The 12,817-nt window shown below is 72.3% G+C and carries 14 protein-coding genes; 5 read left to right on the top strand and 9 right to left on the bottom strand.

Features of this window, described 5'->3' with window-relative positions; translation table 11 throughout:
• Positions 1 to 3 precede the first annotated feature (3 nt).
• The gene (locus Actkin_RS17600) at positions 4 to 444 is read right to left on the bottom strand and encodes a helix-turn-helix domain-containing protein (protein ID WP_189210618.1); all 441 of its coding nucleotides are present in this window, start codon (positions 442 to 444) and stop codon (positions 4 to 6) included.
• Between the two features lie 388 nt (positions 445 to 832).
• On the opposite strand from Actkin_RS17600, the gene Actkin_RS17605 reads away from it, so the two are divergent.
• A complete protein-coding gene (locus Actkin_RS17605) occupies positions 833 to 1,702 on the top strand; it encodes an aminoglycoside phosphotransferase family protein (RefSeq protein WP_258903454.1) in 870 nt (289 codons plus the stop codon).
• Here the strand turns inward: Actkin_RS17605 and Actkin_RS17610 are convergent.
• On the bottom strand, positions 1,674 to 2,393 hold the full coding sequence (locus Actkin_RS17610; RefSeq protein ID WP_258903455.1) for a PaaX family transcriptional regulator C-terminal domain-containing protein: 720 nt from the start codon (positions 2,391 to 2,393) through the stop codon (positions 1,674 to 1,676). The two genes, Actkin_RS17605 and Actkin_RS17610, sit on opposite strands and share 29 nt — an antisense overlap.
• A gap of 54 nt (positions 2,394 to 2,447) precedes the next feature.
• On the opposite strand from Actkin_RS17610, the gene Actkin_RS17615 reads away from it, so the two are divergent.
• A complete protein-coding gene (locus Actkin_RS17615; RefSeq protein WP_258903456.1) occupies positions 2,448 to 4,097 on the top strand; it encodes an acyl-CoA dehydrogenase family protein in 1,650 nt (549 codons plus the stop codon).
• A 5-nt stretch (positions 4,098 to 4,102) separates the two neighbouring features.
• Here Actkin_RS17615 and Actkin_RS17620 read toward each other — a convergent pair whose 3' ends face one another.
• Positions 4,103 to 5,188 (bottom strand): epoxide hydrolase family protein, encoded by a 1,086-nt coding sequence (locus tag Actkin_RS17620; RefSeq protein ID WP_258903457.1) that lies wholly within the window; start codon positions 5,186 to 5,188, stop codon positions 4,103 to 4,105.
• Positions 5,189 to 5,292: 104 nt separating this feature from the next.
• Here Actkin_RS17620 and Actkin_RS17625 point away from each other — a divergent pair, with 104 nt between their 5' ends.
• Positions 5,293 to 5,757, top strand: a complete 465-nt coding sequence (locus Actkin_RS17625; RefSeq protein ID WP_258903458.1) for a MarR family winged helix-turn-helix transcriptional regulator — start codon at positions 5,293 to 5,295, stop codon at positions 5,755 to 5,757.
• Positions 5,758 to 6,015: 258 nt separating this feature from the next.
• On the opposite strand, the gene Actkin_RS17630 is transcribed toward Actkin_RS17625, so the two are convergent.
• The 6 genes from Actkin_RS17630 to Actkin_RS17655 all read right to left on the bottom strand — a co-directional run bounded on the left by Actkin_RS17630 (position 6,016) and on the right by Actkin_RS17655 (position 9,289).
• On the bottom strand, positions 6,016 to 6,234 hold the full coding sequence (locus Actkin_RS17630) for a DoxX-related protein (RefSeq protein WP_258903459.1): 219 nt from the start codon (positions 6,232 to 6,234) through the stop codon (positions 6,016 to 6,018).
• A gap of 142 nt (positions 6,235 to 6,376) precedes the next feature.
• The gene (locus Actkin_RS17635; protein ID WP_258903460.1) at positions 6,377 to 6,733 is read right to left on the bottom strand and encodes a VOC family protein; all 357 of its coding nucleotides are present in this window, start codon (positions 6,731 to 6,733) and stop codon (positions 6,377 to 6,379) included.
• A gap of 52 nt (positions 6,734 to 6,785) precedes the next feature.
• Positions 6,786 to 6,950, bottom strand: coding sequence for a hypothetical protein (locus tag Actkin_RS17640; protein WP_189210625.1), 165 nt, complete (start codon positions 6,948 to 6,950; stop codon positions 6,786 to 6,788).
• 81 nt (positions 6,951 to 7,031) lie between these two features.
• Positions 7,032 to 7,187, bottom strand: a complete 156-nt coding sequence (locus Actkin_RS17645; protein WP_258903461.1) for a hypothetical protein — start codon at positions 7,185 to 7,187, stop codon at positions 7,032 to 7,034.
• Between the two features lie 138 nt (positions 7,188 to 7,325).
• Entirely contained in the window at positions 7,326 to 8,903 is a 1,578-nt protein-coding gene (locus Actkin_RS17650; protein ID WP_258903462.1) for a monocarboxylic acid transporter, read from the bottom strand.
• Complete coding sequence (locus tag Actkin_RS17655; RefSeq protein WP_189210627.1) at positions 8,900 to 9,289, bottom strand: DUF485 domain-containing protein; 390 nt, start codon at positions 9,287 to 9,289, stop codon at positions 8,900 to 8,902. The genes Actkin_RS17650 and Actkin_RS17655 overlap by 4 nt, the downstream gene beginning before the upstream one ends.
• Before the next feature lie 257 nt (positions 9,290 to 9,546).
• Here Actkin_RS17655 and Actkin_RS17660 point away from each other — a divergent pair, with 257 nt between their 5' ends.
• Together Actkin_RS17660 and Actkin_RS17665 are read left to right on the top strand one after the other, a co-directional pair.
• Complete coding sequence (locus tag Actkin_RS17660) at positions 9,547 to 12,375, top strand: sensor histidine kinase (RefSeq protein WP_258903463.1); 2,829 nt, start codon at positions 9,547 to 9,549, stop codon at positions 12,373 to 12,375.
• A complete protein-coding gene (locus Actkin_RS17665) occupies positions 12,372 to 12,815 on the top strand; it encodes a roadblock/LC7 domain-containing protein (RefSeq protein ID WP_189210629.1) in 444 nt (147 codons plus the stop codon). Before Actkin_RS17660 ends, Actkin_RS17665 begins: the two co-directional genes overlap by 4 nt.
• Positions 12,816 to 12,817 lie beyond the last annotated feature (2 nt).

The raw sequence follows: 12,817 nt of genomic DNA on the forward strand, positions 1-12,817 counted from the left end.
GGCTCAGTCCTGGGCGACGTCGGTGACCGGCGGCAGGCCCTGCTGGCGGCGGGCCTGGTCGAGCATGGCGATGATCAGGTCGAGGTTCGCCTGCGGCAGCCCCACCGCCCGCTGCGCGATCCCCACGACGCCGCGCTCGCGCAGCATCTCCAGCTGTTCCAGCTGCCTGCGCACCCGCTCGCCCTGGCCGTCCTCGTCGTCGAAGAAGTAGCTGGGGTTCACGCCGAAGAAGCGGGCCAGCGCGACGAGCAGGTCGGTCGACGGGCTCGTCCGCTTGCCGGTGCGCAGCATGGACAGGTACGCGCCGCTGACCCGCAGGTCCGGGTTGGCCTTCTTCACCTCGGCGGCGACCTCGGCGTTGGACCACTGCCTGCCGCGCGGGCGGCTGATCTTGAAGAGCCGGTCGAGCCTGCTCGTCAACGGCGTCGGCCCGCCGTCGGACATGTGCGTCCCCCAGGTGTGTGTCGCGGAAACAGCCGAACCAGTGTCTCAGGGTAACTGTGCGTTGACAACACGCCCTCCCGGCCCACTACGATGATCGCGGCGGATTAACTGAGAGTTATCCGTCGGCTCGCGGGCCCGTATTTGGGGGTGTGCCGTGTGGTGGGACAACGCCGTCCCGCCACACGGGGCCCGGCCCTGGACATAAAAGAGTTCCGCGCTCGACCGGCCTGGGGGTCACCGGGAGCGCGGAACCGCACTGATCATACCGCCTACCCCCCGGGCGCGCGCAACGGGAACGCCCGATCGATCATCACAATGCGGGGGATCGCCAGGTCGGCTGGCGATAATCCGGTTGAGCGGATGCGGCATCCGCGGTCAGGGTCGGCTCGTGCATCCCAACGAGGTCCCCACCGGCGTCGATCTGGTCCGCCTGCTCCTCGCCGACCAGTTCCCGCGGTGGGCCGACCTGCCCGTCACCGCGGTCACCTCCTCCGGCACCGACAACGCGATGTTCCGGCTGGGCGCGGACCTGGCCGTGCGGCTGCCGCGGATTCCCGGCGCGGCCGGGAACATCGCCCGGGAGCGGGAGTGGATGCCGCGCCTGGCCCCGCACCTGCCCGTCCCCATCCCGCTTCCCGTGGCCGAGGGGCGGCCGGGCCGCGGCTATCCCTTCCCGTGGTCGGTCTGCCGGTGGGTCGACGGCGTGAACCCCGGAGAGGGCGCCGATCCGGTGGGCCTCGCCGCGTTCGTCCGCGCTCTGCGGCGCATCGAGCCCAGTGGGCCCGCGTCGTTCCGCGGTCAGCCGCTCGTCAGCCGCGACACGCCGACCCGGGAAGCGATCGCCGCGCTGGACGGGATGGTCGACACCGTCGCGGTGACCGAGGCGTGGGAGGCCGCGCTCGCCGTGCCCGCGTGGTCGGGCCCGCCGGTCTGGGTGCACGGCGACCTCTCCCCCGGGAACCTCGTGGTCCGCGACGGCGCGCTGACCGGCGTGCTCGACTTCAGCGGGGTCGGCGTGGGCGACCCGGCCGTCGACCTGATGCCCGCGTGGAACCTGATGCCCGCCTCGGCCCGCGCCGCGTTCCGTCGGGCGACCGGTGTCGACGACGCCACCTGGCTGCGCGGGCGCGGGTGGGCGTTGTCGGTCGCGGTGATCCAACTTCCCTACTACAAGGACACGAACCCCGTGCTCGCCGCGAACGCCCGGCGGGTCATCCGCGAGGTCCTGGCTAGCCGACGCCGACCCGGGTCGCCATGAGCCAGGCGCGGTACTCGGCGTAGCGGGCGCGCAGGGCGTCGCCCGGCCAGCCGGCTGGCAGGAGGGCGGGCGGGAGGACCGGGTCGGTCAGCAGGTGGCGGACCGACATGGCGACGGCGGCGAAGCGGGTCGCCGGGTCGGCCGCGGTGGCGATGGCCTCGAGGAGGGCGCGGCCGTGGGCGGCCCAGGCGGGGAGGTCCCACAGCGCGGCGGCGAGGTCGGCGGGGTCCCGGTCCGGGCGCGCGGTCAGGCGCAGGGTGGCCGCGGTGACGGTGTCGGGCCAGGCGCGGCGCAGGTTGTCCGGGCGCAGCCAGACGCCCTCGCGCAGTTCGGCGAGGCGCAGGGCGGCGAGGTCGGCGCGCAGGGCCGCGCGGTCGGCGGGATCGCGGCCGGTGGCGGTCACGACGACGGTCTCCCACTCGCCGTGCCACGGGGTCGTCTCCGGGTGCACGGCGGCGTCCTGGCGGCGCTGGCGGGCCAGCAGGCGCGGGGACAGCGTGTAGCGGCCGTCGGCGCGGTCAAGGTCGCCCGCGGCCACCATGCGCGACAGCGCGGCGCGGGCGGCGGACTCGGCGACCCCCACCAGGCCGACGGCGGCGACCAGCTCGCGCGCGCTCATCGTGGGCGGATGGGCGCCGAGCAGCATGCTCAGCAGCGCGGACCGGGCCGACACCGGGCGGACTAGGGACACGGCCGCCGATATTACACTCTTGCCACGGCCGCATGAGATTCGTAATGTCGAGGGATGACGACCACGGCTCCCCACGACGCGACCACCCACGCGGTCACCAACCAGGCGCCGCCGCTGGCGCCGTACGACGCGGCCGACGACGCCGCGCTGCTGGAGGGGCTGCGCCGGGAGGGCGCGGACTGGGCCGAGCCCGACATCCGGCGCCTCGGGGGGCTCGCGGGCGGCGTCGAGGCGCAGACTTGGGCCGACCAGGCCAACCGGTACCCGCCGGAGCTGCGCACGCACGACCGCTACGGCAACCGGGTCGACGAGGTCGAGTTCCACCCGAGCTGGCACAGCCTCATGCGCGTCGCCGTCGCCGAGGGCGGCGCGGCGTCGGCGTGGGCTGACGGCAGGCCGGGCGCGCACGTCGCCCGGGTCGCGGTGTCGCTGGTCTGGGGCCACACCGAGGCCGGGCACGGCTGCCCGGTGTCGATGACCTACGCCGCCGTCCCGGCGCTGCGCAAGCAGCCCGACCTGGCCGCGGTGTACGAGCCGCTGCTGGTCAGCCGCGTCTACGACCCGGGCCTGCGCGTCCCGTCCACCAAGCGCGGGATCCTCGCCGGGATGGGGATGACGGAGAAGCAGGGCGGCTCCGACGTCCGCACCAACACCACGGCCGCGACCCCCACCGCCGAACCCGGCGTCTACACGCTGCGCGGCCACAAGTGGTTCACCTCCGCGCCGATGTGCGACGTGTTCCTCGTGCTCGCCCAGGCGCCCGGCGGGCTGTCCTGCTTCCTGGTGCCGCGCGTCCTGCCCGACGGCACGCGCAACGCGTTCCGCATCCAGCGGCTGAAGGACAAGCTGGGCAACCGGTCCAACGCCTCGTCGGAGCCGGAGTTCGAGGACACTGTCGCCTGGCTCGTCGGCCCGGAGGGGCAGGGCGTGAAGACCATCATCGAGATGGTCAACTGCACCCGGCTCGACTGCGTCGCGGGCACGGCGACGCTGATGCGCAAGGCGCTGGTCGAGGCGGGCCACCACACCCGGCACCGCGCCGCGTTCGGCGCCCGGCTGATCGACCAGCCGTTGATGCGCAACGTGCTCGCCGACCTGGCCGTCGAGTCCGAGGCGGCCACCGTCCTCACGCTGCGCCTGGCGGGCGCTGCCGACCGCGCGCTGCGGGGCGACGGGCAGGAGCAGGCGTTCCGGCGCATCGCCACGGCGGTGGGCAAGTACTGGGTGACCAAGCGCGGCCCGGCGTTCACCGCGGAGGCGCTGGAGTGCCTGGGCGGCAACGGCTACGTCGAGGACTCCGGCATGCCCCGGCTGTACCGGGAGGCGCCGCTGCTGTCCATCTGGGAGGGCTCGGGCAACGTCAACGCCCTCGACGTGCTGCGCGCCCTGGGCCGCTCACCGTCGACCGCGGAGGCACTGATGGCGGAACTGGCGCAGGCACGCGGCGCGGACGCCCGACTGGACGCCGCGACCGCGCGGCTGCACGCCGAGCTGTCCGATCCGGACGGCATCGAGGGCAGGGCGCGCCGGGTCGTCGAGCTGATGGCGCTGGTGCTGCAGGGATCGCTGCTGGTGCGCCACTCCCCCGCCGCCGTCGCCGACGCGTTCTGCGCCAGCAGGCTCGGCGGGGACTGGGGCCACGCGTTCGGCACCCTGCCGTCGTCCGCCGACGTCACGGCGATCCTCGACCGCGCCCTCCCCTGACGGCCTCACGCTGCCGCGGTGTGGGTCAGGAAGAAGTGTCGGACGTCCTCGGCGAGGAGGTCCGGCACCTCCATCGCGGCGAAGTGGCCGCCGCGGTCGAACTCCGACCAGTGCCGGATGTCGTACAGCCGCTCGGCCAGCGGTCGCACCGACAGCGTGATGTCGTGGGCGAACACCGCCACGCCGAGCGGGACCCGGCACGGGAGACCGCTTCCCCGCGGGGTGTCGCGGTGGAACCGGGCGGAGGAGGCAGCGGTCGCGGTCAGCCAGTACAGCGAGACGTCGGTGAGCATCCGGTCGTCGCCGACCGGCGTGGCGGGGTCGGTCCACTGCGCGAAGCGCTCGGCGATCCAGACCAGCTGGCCCACCGGCGAGTCGGTCAGCGCGTAGCCGATGGTCTGCGGGGTGAGCGCCTGAAGCGCCTGGTACGGGGGGCGGTTCGCCATCAGCTGCCTGACCTTGTCCAGTCGGGCCTCGTCCGCTTCGGACAGCTCGACGCCGGGCTGCGGCCGGGTCGGCAGGTAGTTGACGTGCACCCCCACGACGTGCTCGGGCGCGATCGCGCCGAGGGCCGTCGAGATGCCCGAGCCGAAGTCGCCGCCCTGCGCGCCGTAGCGCTCGTACCCCAGGCGGCGCATCAACTCGGCCCAGGCCCGCGCGACCCGGACGGCGTCCCAGCCGCGCTCGCGGGTCGGCCCGGAGAACCCGAAGCCGGGGACGGACGGGATCACCAGGTGGAAGTCGCGCGACAGCGGCTCGATGACGTCGAGGAACTCCAGGAACGAGCCGGGCCAGCCGTGCGTGAGGACCAGCGCGAGCGCGTCCGGCCGCGCCGACCGGACGTGGACGAAGTGGATGTTCTGGCCGTCGATCTCGGTGGTGAAGTGCGGCAGCTCGTTGAGCTTCGCCTCGTGCTCGCGCCAGTCGTAGCCGGTTCGCCAGTACTCGGCCAGCTCCTGGAGTCTGGCGAGCGGGAAGCCGTAGTCCCATCCGGCGTCGGTGACCTCGTTGGGCCACCGGGTGCGGGCGAGCCGGTCGGCCAGGTCGTCGAGGTCGGCCTGCGGGATGTCGATGCGGAACGGCCTGATCATGGTGCACTCCATCGTCCGGAGAGTAAACGTTTATTCGACTAACGTTTGTCATCCGAACGATAGCAGGATCGTTAGTGCAACCAACGACTTGTTAGACTCGCCACATGGAGAACCCGCGCGCCAGCTGGGAGAGGCTGCCCAGCTGGCTGCTCACCCAGACCGCAGGCCACGCGCACCGACTGGTGGGCGACGGGTTCTCGGCCGTCGGCGCCCGCGGCTACCACTACCGCCTGCTGGCGACCCTGGAGGAGTTCGGCCCGGCCAGCCAGGCCGCGCTGGGCCGCCGCAGCGGCATCCACCTGAGCGACATGGTCGCGGCGATCAACGAACTCGCCGACCGCGACCTGGTCGAGCGCGCCCCCGACCCCGCCGATCGGCGACGCAACATCATATCGTTGACCACCGCGGGCAAACGCCAACTCCGGCGATTGGAGAAGCAGCTGGCCGAGACCCAGGACGAACTCCTGGCTCCGCTCTCCCTCAAGGAACGCGGCCACCTGACTGACCTGCTGTCCAAGCTGCTGGACCACCACAACCACCGAACGGTCACCCCAGAGCCCCCGGGTTGACCGGCGCGACAACGGGCTGTCGGCGCGCGAGCAGGACGAGCCGCCCCACGCGACCACCGGCAGTTCACGACGCGGAACAGGAACCAGACGACCGGGGAGCCCGACCTGTCGTTCAGCGGCTTGCCAAAAGGATCAGGCACCCGGCAGTAATGACACGAGGCGGCCGGGGAGTCCGAGTCTGACCAGCGGTCCGTTTCAGCAGCCAACAGACGCGATCGAACGACCAGCGGCCCAACGGGAGGCCGTGCGGCGGAGCGGTCAGCGGGCCGCGAAGCGGGTGGCGAGCCAGGTGGCGTAGCAGGCCAGGGCGGCGATGCCGAGGGCGCGGGTGCGGGGCCCGGCGATGGCGAGGCCGATGGCGACCTCGGTGGCCCCGTTGCGCAGCACCCAGCGGCGGGTGTCGTCGGGGAAGGGCCTGCGGGAGATCGGCTCGAAGGCCTTCGGCGCGACGAAGTGGGCGGCGCCGGTTCCCGCCACTGCCAGACCGAGGAGACGGGTGCGACGTGACATGCGGCTGCCTTCCGACGATGGTGGCCGCCATCCTCACCCACCCGCCGCCACGGATCAACGCCGGGAGTGCACAGTGCTCATCCCGTGCGCGTCGGCGGGGCCGGAACGCTCACGTGAACAGACAGAACGGGTGCCCGGACGGGTCGAGGTAGACGCGGACGTCGTCCTGGGGCTGGTAGTCGGCGAGGCGGGCGCCCACGGCCTCGGCGCGCCTACTCGCCTCGGCGAGGTCATCGACGTGGATGTCGAGGTGGGCCATCATCCGCTGGTCACCGCCGCTGGCGGGCCAGACCGGCGGGATGTAGTCGGGTTCGGACTGGAAGGACAGCCCCGCGCCGCCGTCCGGCGGGCGCAGCGTCACCCATCCCGGTTCGTCCTGCACGACGGTCCAGTCCAGCAGCCTGCGGTAGAAGTCCGCCAGCTCCCGGGCGTCCAACGCGCTCAACACGGTCGCGGTCAACCGCACGATCCCTCCCCCCGCCGACCCCGCGCGCCCCGAGGCGCGCGGGGTCCGCGACTCACTCGGCGACCACCAGCACGCTCGCGGCCCGCATGCCGTCGTTGTCGTTGTCGTCGTCATCGCCGTCATCGTCGTCACCACAGGCCGCCAGCAGCGGGAGCAGGGCGAAACTGGCGATCACGGCAAGCAGCCGGGGCGACCTGCGGCTCGGGTCGAGGGCCATAACCCACCTTCCTCCAGAGTGATCAAGCACCCCGGACGTACCCACTGCCCGCGCGGGTGAATCGGAAAAACACCGAGAGAGTCATCCGCCCAGCCCGGCGAGCAGGTAGCCCAGTCCGGGGAGCGTAGGTAACCGGAGGCGGTGAGGTCGGATAGGCCGCGGGGTGTCCATCCCCGGCAGGTCGGCCGAGGGCAGCGGCACCTCGGCGACGATCGCGGCCACGGCCAGGTCCAGCACCTCGTCCCTGGCCCTGACATGCCAGCAGAGGGTCTGGCCCCGCGAGGACCAGGCGCTCGGCGAGCACGCAGGTCGTCAGCCTCGCCTCGCCCGCGTGCAGAAGCTCGGCCCCGCCTCGACGATCCGGGCGAGGGTTGGCTACCGCAGGCCTGAGCCGATGCCGGTCAGGGAGCGGACCTCCATCTCGGCCTGCTTGCGCTCGTCGGCGGGTTGTCTGCTCAGGATCGTGCCCAGGAAACCGAACAGGAAGGACAGCGGGATGGACACCAGGCCGGGGTTGCTGAGCGGGAACCAGTGGAAGTCGACGGTGGGGATGATCGAATCCGGGGTGCCGGAGACTGCCGGGGAGAAGGCGATCAGGACGAGCGAGGAGATCAGGCCGCCGTACATCGCCCACAATGTGCCGCGGGTGTTGAACCGCTTCCAAAACAGTGAATAGAGGATGGTCGACAAATTGGCCGACGCGGCGATGGCGAAGGCCAGCGCGACCAGGAACGCGACGTTCTGGCCGTTGGCCGCGATGCCGCCGATGATCGACAGGACGCCGATGACCACCGCCGTCATCCGGGCGACCCGGACCTCCGAGCGGGTGTCGGCCTTGCCGCGCTTGATCACGTTGGCGTACACGTCGTGGGCGAAGGACGCGGACGCGGTGATGGTCAGGCCCGCGACCACGGCCAGGATGGTGGCGAAGGCGACCGCGGCGACGATGCCCAGCAGGACGGTGCCGCCGACCCGGAACGCCAGCAGCGGGGCCGCGGAGTTCTCCCCGCCGGGGGCGTTGGCGATCGCCTCCGGGCCGACCAGCGCCATCGCGCCGAAGCCGATGACCAGGGTGCACAGGTAGAACGTCGCCATCAGCCAGATCGCCCAGCTCACCGACCGGCGGGCCTCGCGGGCGTTGGGCACGGTGTAGAAGCGCATGAGCACGTGCGGCAGGCTCGCGGTGCCGAGCACGAGCGCCAGCGCCAGGGAGATGAAGTCGAGTTTGGTCGTGTCGGTCGCGCCGTACTTGGCGCCCGGGCTGAGCACCGCTTCGCCGAGCGGGCTGCGCTCGGCGGCGCCGCGCAGGATCGCCGAGAGGTTGAAGCCGAACTTGCCCAGCAGGAACACCGTGATCATGGTGACGCACAGGATCAGCAGCACGGCCTTGATGATCTGCACCCACGTGGTGCCCTTCATGCCGCCGACGAGCACGTAGAACAGCATGATCAGGCCGACGATCGCGATGACCGCCGCCTGCGCTGTCCGGTCGTGCACGTCCAGCAGCAGCGCGATCAGCCCGCCCGCGCCCGCCATCTGCGCGATCATGTAGAACAGCGAGATCACCAGGGTCGCGTTGGCCGCCGCGGCGCGCACCGGGCGCTGGCGCATCCGGAAGGCGAGGACGTCGCCGAGGGTGTAGCGGCCGGTGTTGCGCAGCCGCTCGGCGATGAGCATCAGGCCCATGAGCCAGGCGACGACCCAGCCGATGGAGTACAGGAACCCGTCGTAGCCGGTGACGGCGATCGCACCCGAGATGCCCAGGAACGACGCGGCGGACAGGAAGTCGCCCGCGAGCGCCATGCCGTTCTGGCCGCCGGTGAAGCTGCTGCCCGCGGCGTAGTAGTCCGACTGCGTCACGTTGCGGCTGCTCGCCCGGTAGACGATGTAGAGGGTGATCAGCACGAAGACGGCGAAGACGCTGATGTTCAGCGCCTGGTTGGTGGGGTTCACCGCTGGTCCACCAGCGCGCGCACCGCGTCGACCTCGGGATCGACACGGCGCTTGGCGTAGCGGCCGTACAGCAGCGTGATGACCACTGTGGACACGAACTGGAGCATCCCGAACAGCAGGCCGACGTTGACCGCGCCGAACACCGGCTGGCTCATGAAGCCCGGGGCGTAGGCCGACAGCAGCACGTAGGTGAGGTACCAGACGAGGAACAGGACCGTGGCGGGCAGCGCGAACCGCACCGCGCGCCTGCGCAGCCGCTGGAAGTCCGGGCTCGCCTGCAGGGCAACGAAGTCGATCTCGCCGTCGGCGTCGAGGTAGTCCCGCCTCGGTTCCGGCTCGAAGGTGGCGAAACCCGGGCGCGGGCGCGCGGACAGCGACTTCGTCATCGGGGCCCTCCCACGAAACAATTCCGCACCGGCCGTGCCGTACGGAGCGATCAGCCTAACGAGCGGGCGCGCCCAGTCAAGGAACGAGTTGCGGGTATGTTCGGAAAAGAAATTACGTCCGTTCACCTCGTTGTCGCCGAACGATCTCTGACTTACGATGCCGGTCCGACTGGTTTGGGCCGCGCATCCCGGGAGGTAGGCGAGAGAGTGGCACGCGCAACGCCATCCCGGACCGGTGGGCCGCGGACAGGATGATCGTGGCACCTACCGGTATAGATCAACAACCGCGCCCCCGCCAGACCGGATCCTCGCTGGCCGCGGTGCTCGACTGGCGCAACTGGAAGCTCCCGGTGAAGCTCGCCGCGGTGCTCGTGGTGCCGATCCTGGTCGCCTTGGCCGCCGGTGTGCTGCAGATCCAGAGTTACGTCTCGCGCTCGGCCAACTACGCGCAGATGCGCGAGCTGGTCGCCGTGCGCGACGCGCTGGTCCCGCTGATCGACAGCATCCAGCTGGAGCGCACGATGGTCGCGCGCGGCGTGCTCGAACCCGGCGTCTACCAGGAGCAGGGCCGCACGACCGAGTTCATGCGCGTGCACCTGGTCACCCTGCGCGCGGAGACCGCGGGCTTCGGCGAGGTGTCGGCGACCCGCTTCGACGAGGCGGTCCAGCACCTCGCCCCGCTGGCCGACGTGCGGGCGCGGGTGCCCAAGGACGGCTCGACCTCGCTCATGGCCTACACGATCGCGGTCAAGGCGCTGCTCGACTTCGACCAGGCGCTGGTGAGCCAGTTCGGCGACCCGCTGCTGTCCGGAACGGCGACCGCGCTGCACCACATCGAGGTCGCCCGCGAGCAGGTGGCGCTGCAGCAGGCCGTGGTGCTGACCGGGCTCGCGCGCGGCGACCTGGCCAGCGCCGACCAGCGCGCGCTCGCCGAGTCCGTGCTGCGCATGACCGACCGGCTCAGCGACTTCCAGGCGGTCGCCACACCGCAGCAGCGTCGCGAGTTCACGGTGCGGATGGAGTCGACCGACGTCGCGCTGCGCGACCGGCTGGTGCAGACCGCGGTGAACACCAGCGGCGGGCTGCGCATCGAGCCCACCGAGTGGAACCGCAGCTCCGAGGCCACCGCGGCCCGGCTGGCCGAGGTCGGCGCCGGACTGGCCGGCGAGCTGCGCGGCGCCGCCGACCGGCTGCAGGACCAAACCAGCGACCGCGCGGGCCTGGCGTCGGTCATCCTGCTCGGGATGATCGTCGCCGCGGGCGCCATCGGCTGGATCGTCGGCAGGCAGCTGCTGCGGTCGCTGACCGCGCTGCGGCGCGCGGCGCTGGAGGTGGCCGACCACCGGCTGCCCGCCGTTGTCGCGGGCATCCGGGCCAACACCGAGCCGGACACCGCGATCGAGCCGGTCCCGGTGCACACCACCGAGGAGCTGGGGCAGCTCGCGCGCGCGTTCGACGCCGTGCACCGGCAGGCCGTGCTCTCGGCGACCGAGCAGGCCGAGCTGCGCTCGGACATGCGCAACATCTTCGTCAACCTGTCCCGCCGCAGCCAGGGCCTGGTCGAGCGCCAGCTCAAGCTGATGGAGGAACTGGAGCGCAAGGAGGAGGACCCCGACCAGCTGGCCAACCTGTTCAAGCTCGACCACCTCGCCACGCGCATGCGGCGCAACAACGAGAACCTGATGGTGCTCTCCGGCACCGAGGTCTCGCGCCGGTTCACCAAGCCGGTGCCGCTGGTCAGCGTGCTGCGCGCGGCCGTGTCCGAGATCGAGCAGTACCAGCGCGTGGTGGTGCACCCCGCCCCGCCGGTCGAGGTCGTCGGGTACGCCGCGGGCGACCTCGTGCACCTGGTGGCCGAGCTGCTGGACAACGCCACCGCGTTCTCCCCGCCGCGCTCGCAGGTCGTGGTCGGCGCCCGCGCCCGGGGCGACGGCGACGTGCTGGTGGAGATCACCGACGAGGGCATCGGCATGGCCGAGGCGGAACTGATCGCGGTGAACCGGCGGCTGGCCGAGGACGCCCCGGCCGAACTGCCGGTGTCGCGGCAGCTGGGCCTGTTCGTGGTGGCCAGGCTGGCGGCGCGCCAGGGCGTGCGGGTGCGCCTGCGCCCGCTCGGCGACGGCAAGGACGGCCTCCGCGCCGTCGTGCTCGTCCCGGCCGAGCTGGTCCGGGCACAGACGGTGACCCCGGTCCCCGCGACCACGGCGCCCGGCGCCAACGGACGCGTCCTGCCGGGCGGCTCCGCCTCCGCCGCCGCCCTGATGCCACGCGTGCCCGACACCAGTCCGGCGGCGAGCGGTCCCATCCCGGCCGCCCACGGCCTCGACAACCCGCCACCACGTCAGCCCGGCCCCGTTCCGGCCACGAGCGGATCCGGCCTCATCCACGCCACAAACGGCTCCGACCCGCTGCCACGCAGGCCCACCACCCCAGCAGGGAACGGGCTCGACCCGGCACAGCACCAGCCCGGCACCGCGAACGCCTCCGACCCCATCCACGCCACGAACGGCTCCGACCCGCTGCCGCGCAGGCACACCACCCCAGCAGGGGACGGGCTCGACCCGGCACAGCGCCTACCCGGCACCGCCACCGCGAATGGGTCCGACCCCATTCACGCCGTGAACGGCTCCGAGCCGCTGCCGCGCAGGCACACCACCCCGGCGGCCAACGGGCTCGATCCGGCACGGCGCCAGCCCGGCGCCGCCACCGCGAACGGGTTCGGCCCGATTCGCGTCGTGGACGGGGCCGAGCCGCTGCCGCGCAGGTCCGCCGCCTCGGCGGGGAACGGGGCGGACCCCGCCAACCCGGTGTCGCAGGGTGCTGGCCTCGCCCAACCCAACGGGGCGGTGCCGCGCGTGCCCATCGGGTCCGCGTCCTCGGCGGACGGGGCTGGGCAGGGTGACTCGAGCTGGTTCAGCGGGGAGTTGCCGAAGCGGCCCGTTCGCTCCCCCGGTTTCGGGGCGCCGCCGCCGGTGTCGGCTCCCCGGCGGCGCGACCCGGAGCGCGTCCGCGGTTTCCTGGCCAACTACCAGTCCGGGGTGCGTCGCGGCGTGCCCAACGCCAACCAGCGGAATGAGCAGTCATGAGCACAACGCCGTCGCGGCAGGTGAACCAGTTCGGGTGGTTGGTCGGCAACTTCACCGAGCGGGTGCCCGGGGTCGCCCACGCCATCGTGATCTCCGTCGACGGGTTGCTGCTCACCACATCGGCGCGGCTGCCCAGGGACCGCGCCGACCAGTTGGCCGCGATCGCCGCGGGCGTCACCAGCCTGACCGAGGGCGCGTCCCGCTGCTTCGGCGGCGACCGCGTGCTGCGCACGATCATCGAGATGGACGGCGGCATCCTGCTGCTGATGTCCATCAGGGACGGTTCGTGCCTCGCGGTGCTGGCCGCGCCGAACTGCGATGTCGGCCAGGTCGCCTACGAGATGAACGTGCTGGTCGACCAGGTCGGCCAGATGCTCACCCCGGAACTGCGCGCCGAGCTGCGCGGCTCCCGGCACGCCGCGGCAGCGCACTCGGGCTGAGC

Origin of the sequence: Actinokineospora sp. UTMC 2448 (assembly GCF_024760565.1) — a bacterium.
GTDB lineage: Bacteria > Actinomycetota > Actinomycetes > Mycobacteriales > Pseudonocardiaceae > Actinokineospora > Actinokineospora fastidiosa.